The organism is Alteromonas sp. ABH4_453, from assembly GCF_056160665.1.
The window spans coordinates 46341-66798 of record NZ_JBSWXP010000002.1; the positions used below are offsets into that span (position 1 = coordinate 46341).

The window sequence follows — 20458 nt, forward strand, 5'->3', positions numbered from 1 at the left end:
GGCGCTTTTCACACTGTCCCATTGCACCAATTTACATTCGTTGTGCGGCTTTGATTAATCCATGTGCCTTTTTCAAGCGCACTTGTATCGAGCATGAATAGCTGCATTAAGAAACGGCTGTAAATGAGCGGCAAATAACGATTCGCCACGCGTGTTTATGGTATGGACTGTGTAGAGCAAAAAAATTTTTAACGCGAACAGACAGATTTTTCGATGACGATACAGCAAGAATTGCACACCATTTTGGTGTCTGGACTCGATGCCCTTTCACTAGATTTAAGTGATAAGCAACAGCAGCAGTTAGTTGACTATGTGCTGCTTATGGACAAATGGAATAAGGCGTACAACCTTACTTCTGTGCGCGATCCTAAGCAAATGATGGTGAAACACATTCTAGATTCGCTGGCGATTGTGCCCTTTCTTGATGGTAACAATATCATTGATGTAGGAACGGGCCCTGGCCTTCCAGGTATGCCGTTGGCAATCGTGTTTCCAGATAAATCATTCACATTGCTTGACTCATTAGGCAAGCGTGTACGGTTTATGACCCAATGTGTGCACACGCTTGGATTAACCAATGTAACTCCTGTGCAAAGCCGCGTTGAAGAGCACAATGGCGATACGCCTTACGATATTGTGCTAAGCCGAGCTTTCGCTTCGCTAAAAGATATGTTGCACTGGTGTCAGCATCTGGTAGATTCAGAAGGTCAATTTTTGGCGCTTAAAGGTCAGTTTCCACAAGATGAGATAGACGAAGTGAGTGATCACTTCCATGTGAGCAAAACGGAAAACCTCACTGTGCCAAATTTGGTAGGCGAACGACATCTGGTTTGGCTAAAAAAGAAATAGCCGAAAAATAGAAATACACGAGAACAGGATCTAACGTGGCTAAGGTAATCGCGATCGCGAATCAAAAAGGTGGTGTTGGAAAGACAACCACTGCAGTTAACGTGGCAGCGTCAATGGCAGCAACTAAACGCAAAGTGTTGCTGATTGATCTCGATCCACAAGGTAATGCAACCATGGGAAGCGGCGTTGATAAATACGACGTCGAGTCTACGGCATTTGAATTGTTGATTGAAGAAAAGCCAATTAACGATGTTATCGTTAAAGCGACAAGCGGTAAGTACGATCTCATCGCAGCGAACGGTGATGTAACCGCAGCAGAAATTAAGCTGATGGAAATGTTTGCCCGTGAAGTAAGGCTTCGCAACGCGCTGAAGCCCGTTATGGATTACTACGATTTTGTCTTTATCGACTGCCCTCCTTCGCTAAACCAGTTAACTGTGAACGCCTTGGCGGCTGCCGATTCGGTAATGGTGCCTATGCAGTGCGAATATTACGCATTAGAAGGCCTCACTGCCCTTATGGATACCATTCAAAAACTGGCATCTGTAGTGAATCCAGAATTGAAGATTGAAGGCGTATTGCGTACTATGTACGACCCGCGCAATCGCCTCGCTAACGACGTTTCAGAACAGTTGAAGCGCCATTTTGGTGAACAGGTTTATCGCACGGTTATTCCGCGCAATGTTCGTCTAGCTGAAGCACCGAGCTTCGGTACGCCAGCGATGTACTATGATAAGTCATCGACAGGCGCTAAAGCCTACTTGGCACTGGCGGGTGAAATATTGCGTCGTAGGGACAAAACAACGCCTGCACAGGCAAAAGCAAGTTAAACGACAATAAGCTGAATACTATCAGCACATGCCATAGAGGACACTATGTCAGCACGTAAAAGAGGCCTTGGCCGCGGTTTAGATGCGCTACTCGCAACCAGCCAATCATCTGCTCAAAAAGAACAAGATGCCGCCGAGGTAAACTCAACCAACGGTGAGTTGAGTAAACTCCCTATTGAATACTTAGTGCCGGGCAAGTATCAACCCCGTAAAGACATGTCACCTGAGGCATTAGAAGAATTGGCATCGTCTATTCGCGCTCAAGGAATCATTCAGCCTATCGTAGTGAGAAAGGTCGACGAACACCGCTATGAAATAATTGCTGGTGAACGTCGTTGGCGCGCTTCGCAGCTAGCACAACTAGACGAAGTGCCTTGTTTGGTTAAGAACGTGCCTGATGAAGCGGCAGTGGCCATTGCCCTTATCGAGAATATCCAGCGTGAAGATTTAAATGCAATGGAAGAGGCGCAAGCCCTTGACCGTTTAATGAGTGAATTCGCGCTTACTCATCAGGAAGTAGCCGAAGCGGTGGGCAAGTCACGCACCACGGTGACAAATTTACTTCGCCTGAATAATTTAAACGACGATGTAAAACTGTTAGTTGAACATGGCGATATTGAAATGGGTCATGCTAGAGCGCTGTTAGCGCTAGAAGGTGAAACTCAGTCAGAAACGGCGCAAGTAGTATCGGGCAAAGGCCTTACTGTGCGCGATACAGAAAAGCTTGTTAAAAAGCTTTTGGAGCCAGCTAAACCTAAGCCTGAGAAGAAAGTTGATCCCGATGTGCAAAACCTTATGACACGACTTTCAGAAAATTTAGGCACTCCTGTGAGTATTGACCACAATGCGAAAGGCAAAGGCAAGCTGACAATTAGCTTTAGCGACCTTGAACAATTAGATGGAATTATATCTAAAATTCAATAGTTTAAAATAAAATTAGTAGAGAATCTCCCTTTGCCAACCCGCAATTGATACGCTGTTCGGTGCAAACACCGGACACTCTCCTTTCCGGTTATAGCAATAGAAAATTTTCAGAATAACTTTCAAAAAGCGTTGTACTGTTGAAAATTGTCGGTAAAACAGTATACTTCTGACGCTTTTTGTAAGACGTGAACAAGCTGCGAGTAAAAGTGACGAACAAGTTAGCAAAACGCGGGTTAGACCTCGCCAAGAAAGGGCTACTTTTTCAGGCTGTCACGGCCCTATTCGTTACCGCTTTCGCAGGTGCCGCAGGAGGAAGTCATTCCGCTATGTCGGCAGCGGCAGGGGCTTTAATTAGCATTTTGCCTGCGATAGTGTTTGCTGGCTTTGCATTTCGCTATGCAGGCGCTAGCAAAAACGACCTTGTTGCACGAAGTTTTAGCCAAGGCTCAAAAATGAAGCTGGCACTGACAATCATTTTATTTGTAATTGCGTTTAAAGGCTTGAATGCTACGCCGCTTGAGATTTTCGCAGCGTTCGTGATTACAACCGCTAGCCATGCGCTAGCCATGTTTCATTACGGTACGAAAGAATAAAGACAACGCAAGGCGTTGCGATAACGAAAATAACGTAATCGACCGATTGAGACTAAAGAACCAGTCACCAAATTTTTACACTTTACAACTTGGGTTAAACAATGGCATCTGAATATACTACCTCAGAATACATCAAGCACCACTTGACCAATGCCACCATGTGCTCAACTGACAACGGAATTGCTTTTAACAAAGCGTGTTCTGATGCTGGTTTTTGGGCATGGCATGTCGATACGTTGGCATGGTCTATTGGTCTTGGTTTACTTTTCCTAATCATTTTTAGAAGCGTTGCTTCAAAAGCGACAACCGGCGTACCTGGAAAAATGCAGGCGTTTGTCGAGCTAATCGTTGAGTTTGTTGACGATAACGTGAAAAGCACTTTCCACGGTAAAAGCGCACTTATCGCGCCATTAGCACTGACCATCTTTGTGTGGGTATTGCTAATGAACCTTATGGATCTTGTTCCAGTTGACTTGCTACCTACCATCGCGGGCCTAATTGGTTCTTCAGCGTTTGGTATGGACCCTCACGATGTATACATGAAGGCGGTACCAACCACTGACCTTAACCTTACGTTTGCACTGGCAGCGGGTGTATTCATCCTAATTCTTTACTATTCAATCAAGATGAAAGGCATTGGTGGCTTTACTAAAGAGCTTACTATGCAGCCTTTCGGTCACCCGCTTTTCATTCCGGTGAACTTTATTCTTGAAACCGTTACTTTGCTTGCGCGTCCGCTTTCACTAGCGCTACGTTTGTTCGGTAACCTTTATGCGAGTGAGCTAATCTTCATACTTATCGCGACGATTGGCTACTTCCAGCTTCCACTGCACTTCATGTGGGCTGTGTTCCATATTCTGGTACTTCCGCTTCAGGCGTTTATATTCATGATGCTAACCATCGTGTACTTGAGCCTAGCGGCAGAAGACCACTAAGAATTAACGGGTACCGGGAATAGGTTTGTCGGTACCGTTTTTAACCGAGTTTTATTTTAAACATTAACCTTAACTAAACTTTAAATCGGAGATTTAAACATGCTTGCAATCGCAGTTGCTATCCTAATTGGTATGGGTGCTCTTGGTACCGCTATCGGCTTCGGTCTTCTAGGTGGTAAATTCCTAGAGTCTGCTGCTCGTCAACCAGAACTTGCACCACAACTACAAGTTAAAATGTTCATCGTAGCGGGTCTTATCGATGCTATCGCGATGATCGGTGTTGGTATCGCACTATTCCTATTGTTCGCTCCACCTCAGTACCTACTTTAATTCATACTCTAGCGAACTTTTATGAGGAGAGGCGATAGTGAATATTAACGCCACTTTTATTGGTCAATTAATCGCCTTCGCTGTGTTCGTGGTGTTCTGCATGAAATATGTATGGCCTCCACTGATGGCAGCGATTGAAGAACGTCAGAAGAAAATTGCCGATGGGCTTGAAGCTTCTGAACGTGCAGAGAAAGACCTAGAGCTAGCTCAAGCGAAAGCAACAGAGCAGCTTAAAGATGCGAAAGCGCAAGCAGCTGAAATTATCGAGCAGGCCAAAAAGCGCGCCAACCAATTGGTTGACGAAGAAACGCAAAAAGGCCATGCGGAACGCGAAAAAATTATCGCTTCTGGTTATGCCGAGATTGAAGCTGAACGCAATCGTGCCAAAGAAGATTTGCGCAAGCAGGTTTCTGCACTTGCAGTAGCTGGCGCACAGCAAATCTTACAACGTGAAATCGATGCTAACGCACAAAACGACATTGTTGAAAAACTTGTCGCTGAGCTTTAATTGGGAGATGAGCCATGTCTGAATTGACTACCGTTGCTCGTCCTTATGCTAAAGCTGCTTTCGATTTTGCTGTCGAGAAAAATGCCGTTGCAAAATGGCAGGAAATGCTTGCCTTTGCAGGTGAAGTAGCAGCGAATGAAGACATGCACCAGTTGTTAACTGGTGCTGTTGCCGCTGATACGCTAGCCGACATTTTTAATAATGTTTGTGGTGAGCAACTCGACGAACACGGCCAAAACCTAGTAAAGGTTCTGGCTGAAAATAAACGTTTAGCCGCGTTGCCTGAAATTTCTACTTTGTTCGATGCCTTTAAAGCAGATTACGATAAAGAAGTAGAAGTGGACGTAACCTCAGCATCTACGCTGACCGATGCCCAAACAAATGAATTGGTAGCATCTTTGGAAAAACGTTTGGCACGTAAAGTGAAGCTTAATTGTAACGTGGACCCTGCCCTGATCGCTGGAATGGTAATAAATGCCGGTGATACAGTAATTGATGGTTCCGTAAAGTCGAAATTGAACCGTCTAGCAGACGCGTTGCAAGCATAACGGGGATAAGAGCATGCAACTTAATTCCACTGAAATTGCTGAACTGATCAAGAAAAGAATTGAACAGTTCAATGTAAGCAGTGAAGCACGTAATGAAGGTACTATCGTCGCAGTAACTGACGGTATTATCCGCATTCATGGCCTTGCAGATGTAATGCAGGGTGAAATGATTGAGCTTCCTGGAAGCCGTTACGCAATTGCACTAAACCTTGAGCGAGACTCTGTAGGTGCAGTTGTTATGGGTCCTTATGCGGACCTTAAAGAAGGCGATAAAGTACAATCTACTGGTCGTATTCTTGAAGTACCAGTAGGTAATGCACTATTAGGTCGTGTTGTAAACACACTAGGTGAGCCTATCGATGGTAAAGGCGCAATCGACGCAGCTGGTTTCGAACCAGTTGAAAAAATTGCACCTGGCGTAATCGAGCGTCAATCGGTAGACCAGCCAGTACAAACTGGTTATAAGTCAGTTGATGCCATGATCCCAGTAGGTCGTGGTCAGCGTGAGCTTATCATCGGTGACCGTCAGTGTGGTAAAACAGCAATGGCTGTCGACGCTATCATCAACCAAAAAGGTACAGGCATTAAATGTGTGTATGTTGCGGTTGGTCAGAAAGCATCTACTATCGCTAACGTAGTACGTAAACTAGAAGAGCACGGTGCACTTGACCACACAATCGTGGTTGCAGCGTCTGCATCTGAGTCTGCTGCGCTTCAATACCTAGCGCCTTACTCTGGTTGTACTATGGGTGAATTTTTCCGTGACCGCGGTGAAGACGCGCTAATCGTATATGATGATTTGTCTAAGCAAGCTGTTGCTTACCGTCAAATCTCACTACTACTTAAGCGTCCACCAGGCCGTGAAGCTTACCCAGGTGACGTATTCTACCTCCACTCACGTCTACTAGAACGTGCTGCACGTGTAAACGAACAATACGTTGAGCGTTACACAAACGGCGAAGTGAAAGGTAAGACAGGTTCATTGACTGCGCTTCCAATTATCGAAACGCAAGCTGGTGACGTATCTGCATTCGTACCAACTAACGTAATCTCAATTACCGACGGTCAGATCTTCCTAGAAACTGACTTGTTTAACGCAGGTATCCGTCCAGCGGTTAACGCTGGTATCTCGGTATCTCGTGTTGGTGGTGCTGCACAGACTAAAATCATCAAGAAGTTGGGTGGCGGTATCCGTCTAGCCCTAGCTCAGTATCGTGAACTTGCGGCGTTCTCGCAGTTTGCTTCTGACCTTGATGACGCAACTCGTGAGCAACTTGAGCACGGTGAGCGCGTAACTGAGCTAATGAAGCAGAAGCAGTACGCACCACTTTCAATTGCTGATATGGGTGTATCTCTGTTCGCGGTAGAAAAAGGTTTCCTTAAGGGTATCGAGCTTAACAAAATCCTAGATTTTGAAGCTGCTCTTCACTCTTACATGAACAGCGAACACGCTGACCTTATGAAGACTATCAACGAATCAGGTAACTACAACGACGAGATTGCCTCTAAGTTGAACGACGCTTTAACAAACTTTAAAGCGACACAAACTTGGTAATCAATGGTGCTGGTGTTTAACCACCAGCGCAATTCGTTGAGTAATCGGAGAGATAGTCATGGCCAGCGGTAAAGAAATAAAAGGTAAGATTGGGAGTATCAAAAATACTCAGAAGATTACCAGTGCGATGGAAATGGTTGCTGCGTCTAAAATGAAAAAGGCGCAGGAACGCATGGCTTCTGGCCGTCCATATGCACAAAATATGCTTAAAGTGATTGGTCACATTGCAAACGGTAACCTTGAATATCGCCATCCTTATTTGGAAGAGCGAGAAGTCAAGCGCGTCGGTTACATTGTGATTTCCACTGACCGAGGCTTATGTGGTGGCTTGAACACCAATGAATTTAAGCTCGTCACTCAAGACGTCAAAAAATGGCGTGAACAGGGTGTGGAAGTGGATTTTGCTGCATTAGGTTCTAAGGCGTGCAGTTTCTTCAACCGCTTTGGTGGCAAGTTGCTTGCTGCTGAATCTGGTTTAGGTGACAAGCCGTCTGTGAGCGATGTAGTGGGTGTTGTACGCGTTATGCTTAAAGCGTACGACGAAGGACAAATTGACCGAGTATTCTTGGTATTCAATGACTTCGTTAACACCATGACACAGAAACCTGTGATCAATCAGTTATTGCCTTTGCCAAAGTCAGAAGACGAAGAATATCAACATCGTTGGGACTACATCTACGAGCCAGATCCAAAAGAAATTTTGGAAGCACTAATGGTTCGTTACATTGAGTCTCAGGTGTATCAGGGTGTTGTAGAAAACGCGGCGTCAGAACAAGCTGCGCGAATGGTTGCCATGAAGGCAGCAACCGACAACGCCGGTAACCTCATCGATGAGTTACAACTGGTATATAACAAAGCGCGTCAGGCTGCAATCACACAAGAAATCAGTGAGATTGTTAGCGGTGCCGCAGCGGTGTAGGCAAAGGTTTAAAAGAGATAACGAGGACAAATTATGAGTCAAGGTAAGGTCGTCCAAATCATTGGCGCCGTTGTGGATATTGAATTTCCACAAGATGCGGTACCAAGAGTTTATGACGCACTACGAGTTACCGAAGGTGACTTGTCAGGTCTAACCCTGGAAGTGCAACAGCAATTAGGTGGTGGTGTTGTTCGTGGCATCGCACTAGGTACTACTGACGGACTAAAACGTGGTCTTGCAGTAGAAAATACCGGTAACCCAATCATGGTTCCAGTTGGTACGAAGACACTTGGTCGTATCATGGACGTATTAGGTAACCCAATCGACGAAGCTGGCCCAATTGGTGAAGAAGACCGTATGTCTATTCACCGTGAAGCGCCTAGCTACGAAGATCAGTCTAGCTCGGTAGAACTACTAGAAACTGGTATCAAAGTAATCGACTTGGTTTGTCCATTCGCTAAGGGTGGTAAAGTTGGTCTATTCGGTGGTGCGGGTGTAGGTAAAACCGTAAACATGATGGAACTTATCCGTAACATCGCAATCGAGCACAGCGGTTTCTCAGTATTCGCTGGTGTTGGTGAGCGTACTCGTGAGGGTAACGACTTCTATCACGAAATGAACGAATCAAACGTACTTGATAAAGTATCGCTTGTATACGGTCAGATGAACGAGCCACCGGGTAACCGTCTACGTGTTGCACTTACCGGTCTGACAATGGCTGAGAAGTTCCGTGACGAAGGCCGTGACGTTCTATTCTTCGTAGATAACATCTATCGTTATACCCTAGCAGGTACTGAGGTATCAGCACTTCTAGGTCGTATGCCGTCTGCGGTAGGTTACCAGCCAACTCTTGCAGAAGAGATGGGTGTACTTCAGGAACGTATTACGTCAACGAAGACTGGTTCAATCACTTCAATCCAAGCGGTATACGTACCTGCGGATGACTTGACTGACCCATCTCCAGCGACAACCTTTGCTCACTTGGATGCAACGGTAGTACTTTCTCGTGATATCGCGTCTCTAGGTATCTACCCTGCGGTAGACCCTCTAGATTCAACGTCTCGTCAGCTAGACCCACTAGTAATCGGTCAAGAGCACTATGACGTAGCACGTGGCGTACAGACTGTTCTTCAGCGCTATAAAGAACTGAAAGACATCATCGCGATCCTAGGTATGGACGAACTATCTGAAGAAGACAAGCAAGTGGTATCACGTGCTCGTAAGATTCAGCGTTTCCTATCTCAGCCGTTCTTCGTAGCAGAAGTATTTACTGGTGCACCTGGTAAATATGTATCGCTAAAAGACACAATCAGTGGTTTTAAAGGCATTCTAGACGGTGAGTATGATCACCTTCCAGAGCAAGCCTTCTACATGGTTGGTTCTATCGAAGAAGCGCTAGAGAAAGCCAAGAAAGCATAATAGCGGGGCTAGCATTAGCTAGCCTAGCATCATGCTAACGTACCTAATCAGGAGGTTCACATGGCAATGACAGTACATTTGGACGTAGTAAGCGCGGAGAAAGCGATTTTCTCAGGACGCGTTGAATCGATTCAGGTGACAGGTAGCGAAGGTGAATTGGGTATTAACCCAGGTCACGCGCCACTTATCTCTGCTATTAAACCTGGTATGGTGCGTTTGGTTAAACAGCACGGTGAAGAAGAAGTAATTTATGTTGCAGGTGGCGTACTAGAAGTACAGCCTAACAACATTACCGTACTGGCTGATACCGCGGTTCGAGCTGAAGATCTTGACGAGCAGGCAGCACAAGAAGCCAAACGACGTGCAGAAGAGCACATCGCCAACCCAGGCGCTGACTTTAACTATGCGGAAGCAGCTCACGAGCTTGCAGAAGCAATTGCACAACTTCGCCTTATTCAGAAGTTACGCAAGTAAAAAGCACAGCTTTGAAAAAACCCGCCAACTGGCGGGTTTTTTATTGTCGAACGAAAAGTAGTCGTTCGTATTTCACTAGGCTAATTTTTATTGCTATCCAGTGATACAAAGCTTATCGTTAGTGCGTTTTAACGACATTAAATTAAAACGTAGCATACGGTAAATACAGTAATGCTGCTGCTTTCAACGAATTGTATAAATGAAGCTCAACCCGTATTCCAACATGCAAAAGGGAGCCTCTATTGGTTTTTTCCCTTTATTGGCGACACTGCTCTTACTTTCAGTGCATTATTTTACGGGCGCTTTAGAATGGCCTGGTGTAGGGGAAGTACGAGCGCAGCGAGACTTCAATTCTGCAATTGGCATGTCGTTGTTAACGGGGTATTTTTGGTTCGCACTGCGTTTAATGCACCAGAATGTTGCGAGCACTTTAATTTCACTGCTTGTCAAAACAAACCAACTCAGTCAGTTTTCACCCCACCGAAATGAACTTTCTCTTGAGTTCAAACACCACATTTTCAACGCCATCATTATTTCGATCATGATCACTATAGTGTATTGCATGTTTGAGGGTTTGATAACGGTAAAGCAGGAAATTCATGTCCTCTTTCTCACTGCAACGGCAGTACCCTTTTGGTTCTTAGCAATTTTATTTTTATTTCAGATATCTTCTAATATTAAGTACCTTACGAGCAAAGTTTTGCCTCATGCTGGCGGTAATATTGACCGCCTTAAATCAATAATGACAATCTTAAAGCTAGGTACTACCAACAGTATTTTCGCTATGGGTGCGCTTACTATCTTCCCAATCTTCTGGTTAAAAAAAGACATACCTTCTATAGATGTTTTAGTGGTTACTTTTTTCACTGGGGTTGTCGGCTTCTATTTATTTTGGCCAGTAATCAAGCTAAAAAAAAGGTTGGAAAACGAGCAGAAAGAAGTGGTTTTGTTTCTTGAAGAGCACATAGAAGATGGAATCAAGCGATGTGCAAAACAGCAAGAGTCTGTAACAGCGGTTTCTATCGAACAGCTAGAAAGTGAAAAAGAACGCGTGCTTAAGATGGGAGCTCGTATCTTTGCTCCACGGGATAAAGCACGAGTTGCGGCATGCCTGGCTCTTATCCCCATCTCTTGGGTTTTGTTGTTTGTTTTAGAATGGCTAATTCAATTGCCTCGGTACCATTAAATTGCTGCAATCGGAAGGGCTTCTCTTAAGCCAACCTTATCAGCTTATACAAAATATCGCCTACATGGTTATATATTCTTTCATAATGATTGTCGCTGATTCGAAGCATTGCTATGGTAAAAACTCATAGGTCAACGAGATTACTATTGTGCGAATATACGGCGACAAACGCTCTGGAAATTGCTACAAACTTCAACTACTTCTTTCTCTATTAGGTAAAACCTGCGAATGGGTTGATGTAGATATAATGAAGGGAGAGACAAGAGCTCCGTCTTTTTTAGAAAAGTCTCCTAACGGAAAAATTCCGTTGCTAGAGCTCGATGATGGTAGGGTGTTGTCAGAATCTAATGCTATCATGCACTATCTAGCATCTAATACCCCTTTAATCCCCTCCTCTCCCTATAGTTTTTCGCAGCTTTTACAGTGGCAATTTTTCGAACAATATAGCCACGAGCCATACATTGCAGTTGCTCGCTATATCAACATTTATTTAGGGCTTCCTGACGAGCGGAAAGGGGAATACGAATCTAAACAAGCCGGTGGTTATCGTGCTCTGGCGGTGATGGAGCATCAACTCAACACGACACCTTTTTTACTTGGTGATGCTCTAACTCTTGCGGATATTTCACTGTTTGCGTATACCCACGTTGCCCACGAGGGCGGATTTGACCTTTCCGCCTATCCTGCCATTCGAAATTGGATAAGTTTAGTCAAAGATCAAAAGGGCTTCATTCCCATGAACGCGTAATGTGCGCTAAACGAAGTTCTACGCTACAAATGCCTTCTATGTGACATAGGGCCTTGCCACTTATCTTGTAAGGCTCTCTGTGCTCTGTAAAGCCCAGAAACATCGCTTTGATCTAAGCGCTGCAATGCGTAAGCTGTTGCTTCTAGCGTAGAGAGTGCGTTACTTAATGTAGTATGACGAATAGCATAGTTAGACGCCGGTGCAAAGTTGAAGTGAAACGCTCGCAACTTTGCTAGCCATGGATTCTGTTTAACTAAGCCAAATGCTTGTTTCCAGCTACCATCTATAAGAATCAATTTGCTGAGTTTAGAACGTTCGTCGGCGCTTACATCTTCTATAGGCGTACTATGTTCACTCGGGTAAATTAGCACTGAATGCTGAGGTAAGCATTGTTCGGATAGAGATTGCACAGAAAAAACATCATTAGCAAGAATGATCCGCGTTGATGGAATACACAGCGAAACTAAGCGCGCTGTGTTTTTTGCATGAAGCGTTTCTTTTTCATGTTGAATTATCACAATCTCTAGTGATGTGTTTACGGTGTTGATATGAGAGCAAATACAGGTTTTTTTGGGATATTTACAATGTTCACAATAAAGACGCATAACCTATTCTTTGACTCTCTTTTTTAACCGTTTATAGCTATTAATGCTTAAGCACCTCAATAGATAGGATAATATACAACATGCCAGATGAAGCAGTACAATCTCGCGTAGAAAAAACGCTTTCGTTAGTGCCCGAGGGGCAGGTAATAAGTTATGGCTTGCTTGCAGACCTATGTGGATTACCCGGTAGAGCAAGAATGATGGGAAAGTGTTTAAGAGAGGTAAAAGTAGACTGTCACTGGCATCGCGTACTACGCGCCGATGGTAAAATCGCTTTTCCAGTCGGTTCTGAAAAGGCGGATGAGCAGCGAGAGCGGTTAATCGAGGAAGGTGTGGTCGTTAAAAATTACCGAGTGAATATGACGAAGTTTGGTTGGAAGCCAGATTTACACACTATACTAGTAGAGTTAGAGTACTGAGCTTTCACTTTTTATATGAAAGCAGTTAGCAAATATATGGCGATTAATATAGTGCAGTGCATATAAGATGATAAAAAAGATTACTATTGATCAGTTAGTGCCAGGCATGTTTGTTCATCAAATTTTAGAGCAAAAAGGTGCGTTGACGGTTACGAGCCAAGGCCGCGTTACGTCTGGTGATGTCGTTAATACACTGAAAAAGCGGGGTGTGAAGACACTCGCCATTGATACAGATAAGGCGTTTAACGTTGAGCAACCTAGTTCATTGGCCACTGTTGAAAAGCCCCTAAACTCGTCGTCTGATCAGGCTGTAAAATCAAAAAAGATATCACTTGAAAGTGAACTGGTAAGAGCCGCAAAGATTCACGAGCAAGGCAAGGAAATTCAAAAGTTGTTACTTGCCAATGTACAAAAACAGACGCCTTTTGATGCAAGTATTCCCAAAGCATTTTCAAATAAGTTAGTCGAGTCGGTAGATAGAAACCCCGATGCGTTGCTTTGCCTAACTAAAATTCGAGAAAAAGACGACTATTTACTAGAGCATTCTCTGAACGTCGCTATTTTACTCGCCAATTTTGGCAAGTATTTAGGGATGTCTGACGAAGAGGTGCAAGACCTCTCCTATGCTGGCTTTCTACACGACTTGGGCAAGATCAAAATTCCAGATGAAATTCTTCATAAGCCAGGCCGCCTTACGGACAGCGAAATGGAGATCATGAAAGGTCATGTAAAGCACGGGGTCGACTATTTAAAAAGTACGGAAATTGCGCAGCCACTGATTCAAGCGATTAGTGAGCATCATGAGCGATTGGATGGCTTGGGCTACCCTGCTGGGACCAAAGGTGGGGATATTAGCCAAGCTGGCCGAATGCTTGCCATTGCCGACATGTACGATGCACTCACCGCGGACCGGGTGTATAAGGCCGGTATGTCTAGCCAAAAGGCATTCTCTATTTTGATGAGTGATGCGCCAGCGCGCCTTGATCAGTCGCTTGTTCAACAGTTTATAAAGTGTCTGGGCGTTTATCCCGTAGGGAGCCTAGTTCTATTATCAAATGATAAATTAGCGATGGTGCTAGAACAGAGAGACTCCCCGCTTACGCCACTCGTAAGGGTTTTTTATTCGGTTCGCAGTAACCATTATCTAACGCCGAAAGATGTTGACCTATCATCGGATAAAACAATCAGTATCAACAAAGCCGTCATAGCGTCTGACTACAAGATTGATGTGAACGCATTTTTTGAGCGTTCAGTTTCAATAGGCTAAAACGTTACTTTTTAGCAACACAGTGTAGAATTTACACTGTGTACCAACGCATTTTTTCTTCTTTATTCCAACGTTCATTTAGCTAACGTTCAGGTTTGATGTCCTACAATCCTCTAAACATGAACTGCTGTAGTGCCTTTGAGTGCTGATCTTTAGGAAAAGTTAAGCAGGAAACGAACTCGTGGCGCTCAGATACTCGTTATTGCTTACATACAGAATATTTGCCAGTGGAACGCTAATTGCTATTACTGTAGTTGTTTAATGCAAAACTAACACTGAGCTTATTGAGAGTGGCAATGGATAAGTGCAACTCATCAGTATTAAGCTTTTAATTTAAAAAAGAGGAAGTTATGAAAAAGACTCTTGCTGTAAGTTTGATTGCTGCATCATTAACCGTAGCAGGTTGCGCAACTGATCCGAATAATACGCAAAAAGGTGCCGCTATTGGTGCAGTAGTCGGCGCGTTGCTGGGTAAAGCGACAGGTGATAACGACAAAAGTCGTTATGCGTGGGGGGCTGCGGTAGGTGCAATCGCGGGTGGTGCGATAGGTAACTACATGGACAAACAGGAAGAAGAACTTCGAACAGAGCTTTCTGATACTGGCGTTCAAGTTGTGCGCGAAGGCGACAATCTGCGATTGATCATGCCAGGCGACATTACCTTTGCTACTGATAGTTCTAGCATTAGTCCTAACTTCAATCCGGTTCTTCAAGACGTTGCCAAAGTAGTAAACAATTACGAAAAAACTGTTCTTATGATCAAAGGTCATACGGATGACACTGGCTCTGAGCAATACAATCAGTCTTTATCTGAGCGTCGTGCAGGAGCGGTTAAGAATTTACTTATTAACTACTCTGTTAACCCGACGCGTATAACGACAGTGGGTATGGGTGAATACGCGCCTAAAGTACCTAACAATAGTGCAGCAAACCGCTCGATGAACCGTCGAGTAGAGATGGAAATTCAACCACTCACACAGTCTAATACCTAAAGGTAACCAAGATTTAAAGAGAAGCAAAGGCCCCGTCACTTCGGGGCTTTTTTATTGCATGGTTTTAATTTGATTAGCAACATTATCTGCAAGTGCGTTGGGTATAGGGATCGTTAAATGATATTGAGTTATTCTCCACTTCGCGCCCTCTTTTATTAAGACACCCGTGCCTCGTGTTTCTCCCAGGCTTTCATTATCTAGCAGTTCATCAAACCAAGCTACGTCGAGATTAGGAGAAAAATATACATGCCTGTCTCGCGGGTAGTATGTCCATCCTCTGCCCTTGTCAAAGTGAGGTTTGGCATACGCCTTAAACGCTTCTTTGGTCCATACTTCAGATGCGTCGGTGCCAATGAAAATAGCGCTATCGTGATACAAACTAAAATATTTATCAAAGTCTGCAACAGACGCGTTGTGGTGTAGGGCATTAAGCGTTTGATTTACCGCGCTACGGTCATCGTTTGCAAAGGCTATTGTTGTAACGGCTAGTGCGGCTAAACCTAGTAGTAAATATTTCATAGTGACCCTGCTAATTTATTGTTCACTATTATGCTGTTAAACGCATCATAAGTATATTCAAAGCAAAAGATTGTCACTACCCATTGTTATGTTATAGCATATTTAAGTGATAAGACTGCTAATGATGAAGTGACTAAAAAATTGGCATTTCTTATTGAAGTTGTGTTGTTACAAATATTTTTCCCCTTAAGCAGTGACTAAAATGTCTTCTAATATTCAACGAAACCGTATTCGGAGCATCGACATGATGCGTGGCTTAGTCATGCTGATTATGCTCATCGATCACGTGCGAGAGCGCTTTTTTCTGCATTTGCAGGTATCCGATCCTATGGATATCGATACTACGTCACCCTCTCTGTTTTTTACACGATTAGCCGCCCATTACTGTGCGCCAACGTTCGTGTTTTTAACAGGGCTGTCTGCATGGCTCTACGCCAATCCAATGGACTCAAAAAACAAAGCCAAGCCGACACGCAATGTGAGAGAGTTCTTGGTTAAGCGTGGATTGTTTATTTTGTTCTTGGAGTTCACATTCATTACGTTTAGCTGGGGGGCGAGTTTCCAAACGCTTTATCTTCAGGTGATGTGGGCCATAGGTATCAGTATGATTTCTCTCGCAGTATTGAGTTATCTTCCAAGAACTCTGTTGCTCATTTTAGGTCTTTTAATTGTCTTTGGACATAATGCACTAACATCAATTAGCTATGTTCCACATGAAACAGGCTATACGCTTTGGACAATGCTGCACGATAGAGGCTATATACTTCAATCAGCCGCCTTAAACATTAAAGTGAGTTATCCCGTGCTTCCTTGGATAGGGGTAATATTGCTGGGCTACGCTTGTGGTCCACTTTATGGCAAAAGTTTTGATAAAGCGCTTCGTGGAAAGTGGTTACTAGGTTTCTTTGGTATATCACTAAGCTTATTTTTATTGCTTCGTGGTCTTAATATTTACGGTGAGACATTACCTTGGGAATTACAGAAAAATGTTGTTGAAACATTAATGTCGTTGCTCAACCTGACAAAATACCCTCCTTCGCTCGCATTTTTGCTCTTTACCTTGTCAGGGATGTTTTTACTTCTTTTTATTTTCGAGCGAGTGAAGGATAAGCGGTTTGGGTTTTTAGACACTTTTGGCTCTGTGCCGATGTTTTTCTACATCCTCCATTTATACGCATTGCTGGTGATGTACGGTATTGCGTTCTCTATTTGGGGGGCGAATAAAGGAAAATACGTGGGCGTAGACCATATTTGTCAAATATGGTTAATAGCTGCTGGCCTTAGTTTAGTGCTTTATTTCCCTGTTAAATGGTTTAGTGACTATAAATCAAAGCATCACGCCCCTTGGCTTAAATACTTGTAAGACAGGCCTTCGCGCCTATTGCGGGTTGTAACATTATTATGATGGACGGCAAAGTGCGCCATTGGAGCGAAAGGCGCTTAATTGAAAGTTTTTATTGAGAGTTTAGATGAAAGCCGGCTTACGACCTACCGGTTTGGCTTCATCCTTCATGTTTTACCGCAGACTCCCGAACAACCAAGGAAGGTTCGAAATACAGTTGAACGTTATTAGTCTGACCATATACTTTATTAAGTATGTACTTGGCTGACATTTCAGCCATGTCCGCAATTGGGTTACTGACCGTGGTAAGACGAGGAAAAACATGGTGGGCAAATACCACATCATCGAAACCGACTACAGATAAGTCGTGGGGAAGGCTCATGCCTAAATCTCTCGCGCAGCTTATCGCACCCGATGCCATACAATCGTTGGCGCACACTAAAGCTGTGAAAGGCACATCGCGCGCCATCAGTTCTAATAAGCCAATTTTCCCGTCTTCTTCAGAATAGTCGCCGTCAAATATCAACTGTGGGTTTATGGGCAACCCTGCTTCCGACAAGGCGCGTTTATGTCCTTGCAAGCGCAAGCTCGCGTCACACTTGTCAGTCGGTCCAGAGATATATGCAATGTCTTTGTGGCCTAGCTCAAGTAAGTGGCGGGTAGCCAGATATCCCCCCTTTTCATTATCGAGGCTAGTGCATGCCTCAGGTAGCCCTTCTACCTGTCTGTTAACCAAAGCAACGGGAAGTTTAGACTGGTTTAACTCCAATAAATACTCATCGGATAATGCTTCTGCATGCATGATGAGTGCGTCGCAGTTACGGCTAATAAGAAACTCTACCGCATCTTTCTCTGTTTCTAGGCAATTTCGTCCTACCGAAATAATGACATGTTTATCTGCAGCGCGCAGCGTTGACTCTACAGCTTGCATCAGATCGCCAAAAAACGGGGCGTTGAGTTCAGGTACAAGCACCCCGACGCTGTCAGTGCGGTTATTTGCCAATGAACGAGCGACAGAGTTTGGACGGTAATTTAGCTCTTTAACCGCTTTTTCTACGCGTTCTCTCAATAATTTGTTTACCGAAGCCTTACCATTTAATACGCGGGATACCGTAGATAAAGAAACACCTGCACGCTCGGCAACTTGATAAATGGTGGGCACGTGATAAGACCTCGTTCTCTAAAACAATCACTCTAACTGACTGTATTATGCCGATATCTGCAGTAGTTCGCTATGAAAAGGACGGGGGAAAGTTCAATGATTTGTGACTCGTCATCTTTATTTTATGTTTCTACCAATGAAAGAGCTTTTTACATAGATGAACCTTAAAACGTCTCCTGAGAAAGCGGTTTCTCTGCAGACTAAAGAATATAAATGAATCTAAGAAAGCGCTTTCTCACTTGTGTTTGTAAGTGAACAGCAATACGTCCTCTTTGTGATGGCGCTTGTTCAATTTGAAGTATCTAGTGAGCTCACCAACGATAAGCGGGCGCGAAACACGAGTATACTTAAATGTGAGTTCAGTCGACTTGGCACTTAAGTCTTCTGTTTGTTTCCAGCAAAATAAAGCCCCGTATTTTCAAGCAAATTACGGAGCTTTTTAGCATTATAGGTGGAATAACCTGTTAATTCGGAATCTATTCAATATTCTGGATCTGCTCGCGCGTTTAATATCTATATATATGATATATAGTAGATCACAGACTTTCACTTCGGTTACACTTAAACAGTAGGCTGTTATATATTTATGAAATTGTACAAGGATGTGCAGATTAGCCTAGCTTTCATACATCCTTCCTATCATTTTATTTATGTGTAACAAATCTTATCTTTATCTCGAAAGATGACAATTTACAAAAAACTACACTAAAAAATCTACTATAAAAAAAATTAGGAATACTATGAGAAAGCTCGCGGTACTTTTAAGTTCGATTCTTACTGTTTCGGTTTCAGGATGTAGCTCCACTTCTAAGCCGAATTACGATTATCTAAAAATGGATGAAATTGCTACTCTCAAGTCGAAAGTACCTGATCAGACAGATATGTTAGGAAGCGCAAAAACATACAGAACTGAATGTCAGCGGATATATAGGAAAGATGGGCTAGTAGCAATCACTTTCGGTGATAGGAGATTAAGTCTCTACGATCCGAAGACAGGATTAATTTGGACAAGTGTCCCAATACAAGGAACGAAAATTAATGCTGAAAATGATGGTTGCGGAAACTTTGATATAATTAAAACAAATAGGCAGCAGACTGCATATGCTCAAAATTTTAATCTTTCACGCAATAATAGAGAGTCATCGAAAACAGCAAGACTCTTAAAATTACGAGATGCCCTAGATTCTGTCGCTGACTATACCGGTTCAGATATATCAAGTGACCTGAAAGAGGAAATAAGCTTAATTTTCAAAAAGTATAATCGGTCAGGTACATATATGACCTGGGGTCAATCCGGTGATATTACTGATCGAGTTAACGCTAACGTTCAACAGCTGTTTACATATGTTCAGAACGACACTAGTGATAAAAAAGACATAGCAGAAGACCTCACAAGGAAAACAAATCAATACTATGCATTAGAAAATGCAAAGAAAAAGCTTGTAGATCGCCTCAATAATGAGCATAGAGATATCTGGAATGATAGATTAGAAGACAATAATTCACTTCAAATCGGTGATCAAGTTTGTACTTACGACAATAAGTACGGAAACGTTGAGCAAATCGGCGCTTCTAATATCAAGGTTAAATGGAGTGGTTACTTTGACGAAAAACCTGGTTTTGCTTTCGGTAATTTTTCCAAATATGATGCTAGTTCGGCAACTAAAATAGATTATAAAACTCGGAACTTAGACACGACTGAATGGCTGCCAACGCGAAAGGTTGCTCGCTGCCCATTTAATCCCTAGATTTTAGCGGGAGAGGCACCTCTCAATGGTTGTGTGGTGCCTCAATTCATATATTATGAATTGTTAGTTGGGCAAAAATTTTAGCCGTCATAGTTTGGAAAAATGAAACTTATGTCTTTCTGAGCTGCCAAATTCTATAGACATCAAACATTCTTCACTAGCGCCATGCCTACTCTTAGGTTTTCTCAGGCTAATCACAGTCTTAGTATCATTACTTTGCTTCTTATCCTTCACAGAGGTCAATACATTATCAATTGCCCTGGCTATCTCTGAATGCCCTCTGTAGTTTCGGGAGTCTTTGTCGGTATGGTGCAACACCAGGACTGCTTTGCCTAATTCTCTCATTTCGTCTAGGCAGTCGTTGTAAAAGTTCCAATCGTTCTGAGAGAGTTCTTCAGCAGTTCTGTAAAGCGAAGAGAGGTTGTCTAGGATGACGACGTCTGCTTTTTTAATTTCTGGTAGCAGTTTTTCAAAGCCTTCTGGATTAGTTAAATCTGGGATTCCTGATGAAAAGGACCTCTTGTGAATAATCTTCAAAAAGTTGGTGTGTGGCGTTTTACCTATGAAATCGTATATAAGCTTGAAT

At 43.4% G+C, this 20458-nt stretch carries 23 protein-coding genes; 19 read left to right on the plus strand and 4 right to left on the minus strand.

Annotated features, from left to right (window positions below):
• Positions 1 to 213 precede the first annotated feature (213 nt).
• From rsmG to ACXAGV_RS03675, 14 genes are all read left to right on the plus strand, one after another.
• Positions 214 to 849 carry a 16S rRNA (guanine(527)-N(7))-methyltransferase RsmG gene (gene rsmG, locus ACXAGV_RS03610; RefSeq protein ID WP_334038552.1) on the plus strand — a complete coding sequence of 212 codons (636 nt, stop codon included), beginning with the start codon at positions 214 to 216 and terminating at the stop codon, positions 847 to 849.
• Positions 850 to 884: 35 nt separating this feature from the next.
• Entirely contained in the window at positions 885 to 1679 is a 795-nt protein-coding gene (locus tag ACXAGV_RS03615; RefSeq protein WP_014951455.1) for a ParA family protein, read from the plus strand.
• Between the two features lie 45 nt (positions 1680 to 1724).
• Positions 1725 to 2603: a ParB/RepB/Spo0J family partition protein gene (locus ACXAGV_RS03620; RefSeq protein ID WP_474871976.1), complete on the plus strand. Its 879-nt coding sequence runs from the start codon at positions 1725 to 1727 to the stop codon at positions 2601 to 2603.
• Positions 2604 to 2809: 206 nt separating this feature from the next.
• Positions 2810 to 3196 carry an ATP synthase subunit I gene (locus ACXAGV_RS03625; protein WP_474871978.1) on the plus strand — a complete coding sequence of 129 codons (387 nt, stop codon included), beginning with the start codon at positions 2810 to 2812 and terminating at the stop codon, positions 3194 to 3196.
• Between the two features lie 101 nt (positions 3197 to 3297).
• Complete coding sequence (gene atpB, locus ACXAGV_RS03630) at positions 3298 to 4131, plus strand: F0F1 ATP synthase subunit A (RefSeq protein ID WP_474871980.1); 834 nt, start codon at positions 3298 to 3300, stop codon at positions 4129 to 4131.
• 99 nt (positions 4132 to 4230) lie between these two features.
• Positions 4231 to 4461 carry a F0F1 ATP synthase subunit C gene (gene atpE / locus ACXAGV_RS03635; protein WP_075177146.1) on the plus strand — a complete coding sequence of 77 codons (231 nt, stop codon included), beginning with the start codon at positions 4231 to 4233 and terminating at the stop codon, positions 4459 to 4461.
• A 37-nt stretch (positions 4462 to 4498) separates the two neighbouring features.
• Positions 4499 to 4969 (plus strand): F0F1 ATP synthase subunit B, encoded by a 471-nt coding sequence (gene atpF / locus ACXAGV_RS03640; protein WP_075177147.1) that lies wholly within the window; start codon positions 4499 to 4501, stop codon positions 4967 to 4969.
• Positions 4970 to 4983: 14 nt separating this feature from the next.
• The gene (gene atpH / locus ACXAGV_RS03645) at positions 4984 to 5517 is read left to right on the plus strand and encodes a F0F1 ATP synthase subunit delta (protein WP_474871983.1); all 534 of its coding nucleotides are present in this window, start codon (positions 4984 to 4986) and stop codon (positions 5515 to 5517) included.
• Between the two features lie 13 nt (positions 5518 to 5530).
• Positions 5531 to 7072 (plus strand): F0F1 ATP synthase subunit alpha, encoded by a 1542-nt coding sequence (gene atpA / locus ACXAGV_RS03650; RefSeq protein ID WP_014951450.1) that lies wholly within the window; start codon positions 5531 to 5533, stop codon positions 7070 to 7072.
• Positions 7073 to 7130: 58 nt separating this feature from the next.
• Positions 7131 to 7991 carry a F0F1 ATP synthase subunit gamma gene (gene atpG, locus ACXAGV_RS03655; protein ID WP_012520217.1) on the plus strand — a complete coding sequence of 287 codons (861 nt, stop codon included), beginning with the start codon at positions 7131 to 7133 and terminating at the stop codon, positions 7989 to 7991.
• Positions 7992 to 8024: 33 nt separating this feature from the next.
• Complete coding sequence (gene atpD, locus ACXAGV_RS03660) at positions 8025 to 9410, plus strand: F0F1 ATP synthase subunit beta (protein WP_474871985.1); 1386 nt, start codon at positions 8025 to 8027, stop codon at positions 9408 to 9410.
• 60 nt (positions 9411 to 9470) lie between these two features.
• Positions 9471 to 9884 (plus strand): F0F1 ATP synthase subunit epsilon, encoded by a 414-nt coding sequence (locus tag ACXAGV_RS03665; RefSeq protein WP_012520215.1) that lies wholly within the window; start codon positions 9471 to 9473, stop codon positions 9882 to 9884.
• Positions 9885 to 10083: 199 nt separating this feature from the next.
• Positions 10084 to 11070 carry a hypothetical protein gene (locus tag ACXAGV_RS03670; protein ID WP_474871987.1) on the plus strand — a complete coding sequence of 329 codons (987 nt, stop codon included), beginning with the start codon at positions 10084 to 10086 and terminating at the stop codon, positions 11068 to 11070.
• A 148-nt stretch (positions 11071 to 11218) separates the two neighbouring features.
• Positions 11219 to 11818, plus strand: a complete 600-nt coding sequence (locus tag ACXAGV_RS03675) for a glutathione S-transferase family protein (protein ID WP_474871989.1) — start codon at positions 11219 to 11221, stop codon at positions 11816 to 11818.
• 23 nt (positions 11819 to 11841) lie between these two features.
• Here ACXAGV_RS03675 and ACXAGV_RS03680 read toward each other — a convergent pair whose 3' ends face one another.
• Positions 11842 to 12423, minus strand: a complete 582-nt coding sequence (locus ACXAGV_RS03680; protein ID WP_474871991.1) for a tRNA-uridine aminocarboxypropyltransferase — start codon at positions 12421 to 12423, stop codon at positions 11842 to 11844.
• Positions 12424 to 12503: 80 nt separating this feature from the next.
• Between ACXAGV_RS03680 and ACXAGV_RS03685 the strand changes: the two genes are divergently transcribed.
• The 3 genes from ACXAGV_RS03685 to ACXAGV_RS03695 all read left to right on the plus strand — a co-directional run bounded on the left by ACXAGV_RS03685 (position 12504) and on the right by ACXAGV_RS03695 (position 15101).
• Positions 12504 to 12842 carry an MGMT family protein gene (locus ACXAGV_RS03685; RefSeq protein WP_474871993.1) on the plus strand — a complete coding sequence of 113 codons (339 nt, stop codon included), beginning with the start codon at positions 12504 to 12506 and terminating at the stop codon, positions 12840 to 12842.
• Between the two features lie 67 nt (positions 12843 to 12909).
• Entirely contained in the window at positions 12910 to 14109 is a 1200-nt protein-coding gene (locus ACXAGV_RS03690; RefSeq protein WP_474871995.1) for an HD-GYP domain-containing protein, read from the plus strand.
• A 350-nt stretch (positions 14110 to 14459) separates the two neighbouring features.
• On the plus strand, positions 14460 to 15101 hold the full coding sequence (locus tag ACXAGV_RS03695; RefSeq protein ID WP_039221278.1) for a YiaD family glycine zipper/OmpA-like lipoprotein: 642 nt from the start codon (positions 14460 to 14462) through the stop codon (positions 15099 to 15101).
• 51 nt (positions 15102 to 15152) lie between these two features.
• On the opposite strand, the gene ACXAGV_RS03700 is transcribed toward ACXAGV_RS03695, so the two are convergent.
• On the minus strand, positions 15153 to 15620 hold the full coding sequence (locus ACXAGV_RS03700) for a nuclear transport factor 2 family protein (RefSeq protein ID WP_474871997.1): 468 nt from the start codon (positions 15618 to 15620) through the stop codon (positions 15153 to 15155).
• A gap of 202 nt (positions 15621 to 15822) precedes the next feature.
• Here ACXAGV_RS03700 and ACXAGV_RS03705 point away from each other — a divergent pair, with 202 nt between their 5' ends.
• Complete coding sequence (locus tag ACXAGV_RS03705) at positions 15823 to 16983, plus strand: acetyltransferase domain-containing protein (protein ID WP_474871999.1); 1161 nt, start codon at positions 15823 to 15825, stop codon at positions 16981 to 16983.
• A 139-nt stretch (positions 16984 to 17122) separates the two neighbouring features.
• Here ACXAGV_RS03705 and ACXAGV_RS03710 read toward each other — a convergent pair whose 3' ends face one another.
• On the minus strand, positions 17123 to 18124 hold the full coding sequence (locus ACXAGV_RS03710; RefSeq protein WP_474872001.1) for a LacI family DNA-binding transcriptional regulator: 1002 nt from the start codon (positions 18122 to 18124) through the stop codon (positions 17123 to 17125).
• Between the two features lie 740 nt (positions 18125 to 18864).
• On the opposite strand from ACXAGV_RS03710, the gene ACXAGV_RS03715 reads away from it, so the two are divergent.
• The gene (locus ACXAGV_RS03715) at positions 18865 to 19872 is read left to right on the plus strand and encodes a hypothetical protein (RefSeq protein ID WP_474872003.1); all 1008 of its coding nucleotides are present in this window, start codon (positions 18865 to 18867) and stop codon (positions 19870 to 19872) included.
• Positions 19873 to 19959: 87 nt separating this feature from the next.
• Here the strand turns inward: ACXAGV_RS03715 and ACXAGV_RS03720 are convergent, their stop codons facing one another.
• A complete protein-coding gene (locus ACXAGV_RS03720) occupies positions 19960 to 20409 on the minus strand; it encodes an AAA family ATPase (protein ID WP_474872005.1) in 450 nt (149 codons plus the stop codon).
• Positions 20410 to 20458: the final 49 nt, after the last annotated feature.

Bases quoted from the DNA above. Each gene is read 5' to 3' on its own strand.
- rsmG (WP_334038552.1), top strand. From the start codon at position 214: ATGACGATACAGCAAGAATTGCACACCATTTTGGTGTCTGGACTCGAT.
- ACXAGV_RS03620 (WP_474871976.1), top strand. From the start codon at position 1,725: ATGTCAGCACGTAAAAGAGGCCTTGGCCGCGGTTTAGATGCGCTACTC.
- atpB (WP_474871980.1), top strand. From the start codon at position 3,298: ATGGCATCTGAATATACTACCTCAGAATACATCAAGCACCACTTGACC.
- atpE (WP_075177146.1), top strand. From the start codon at position 4,231: ATGCTTGCAATCGCAGTTGCTATCCTAATTGGTATGGGTGCTCTTGGT.
- atpH (WP_474871983.1), top strand. From the start codon at position 4,984: ATGTCTGAATTGACTACCGTTGCTCGTCCTTATGCTAAAGCTGCTTTC.
- atpA (WP_014951450.1), top strand. From the start codon at position 5,531: ATGCAACTTAATTCCACTGAAATTGCTGAACTGATCAAGAAAAGAATT.
- atpG (WP_012520217.1), top strand. From the start codon at position 7,131: ATGGCCAGCGGTAAAGAAATAAAAGGTAAGATTGGGAGTATCAAAAAT.
- atpD (WP_474871985.1), top strand. From the start codon at position 8,025: ATGAGTCAAGGTAAGGTCGTCCAAATCATTGGCGCCGTTGTGGATATT.
- ACXAGV_RS03665 (WP_012520215.1), top strand. From the start codon at position 9,471: ATGGCAATGACAGTACATTTGGACGTAGTAAGCGCGGAGAAAGCGATT.
- ACXAGV_RS03670 (WP_474871987.1), top strand. From the start codon at position 10,084: ATGAAGCTCAACCCGTATTCCAACATGCAAAAGGGAGCCTCTATTGGT.
- ACXAGV_RS03680 (WP_474871991.1), bottom strand. From the start codon at position 12,423: ATGCGTCTTTATTGTGAACATTGTAAATATCCCAAAAAAACCTGTATT.
- ACXAGV_RS03685 (WP_474871993.1), top strand. From the start codon at position 12,504: ATGCCAGATGAAGCAGTACAATCTCGCGTAGAAAAAACGCTTTCGTTA.
- ACXAGV_RS03690 (WP_474871995.1), top strand. From the start codon at position 12,910: ATGATAAAAAAGATTACTATTGATCAGTTAGTGCCAGGCATGTTTGTT.
- ACXAGV_RS03695 (WP_039221278.1), top strand. From the start codon at position 14,460: ATGAAAAAGACTCTTGCTGTAAGTTTGATTGCTGCATCATTAACCGTA.
- ACXAGV_RS03700 (WP_474871997.1), bottom strand. From the start codon at position 15,620: ATGAAATATTTACTACTAGGTTTAGCCGCACTAGCCGTTACAACAATA.
- ACXAGV_RS03705 (WP_474871999.1), top strand. From the start codon at position 15,823: ATGTCTTCTAATATTCAACGAAACCGTATTCGGAGCATCGACATGATG.
- ACXAGV_RS03715 (WP_474872003.1), top strand. From the start codon at position 18,865: ATGAGAAAGCTCGCGGTACTTTTAAGTTCGATTCTTACTGTTTCGGTT.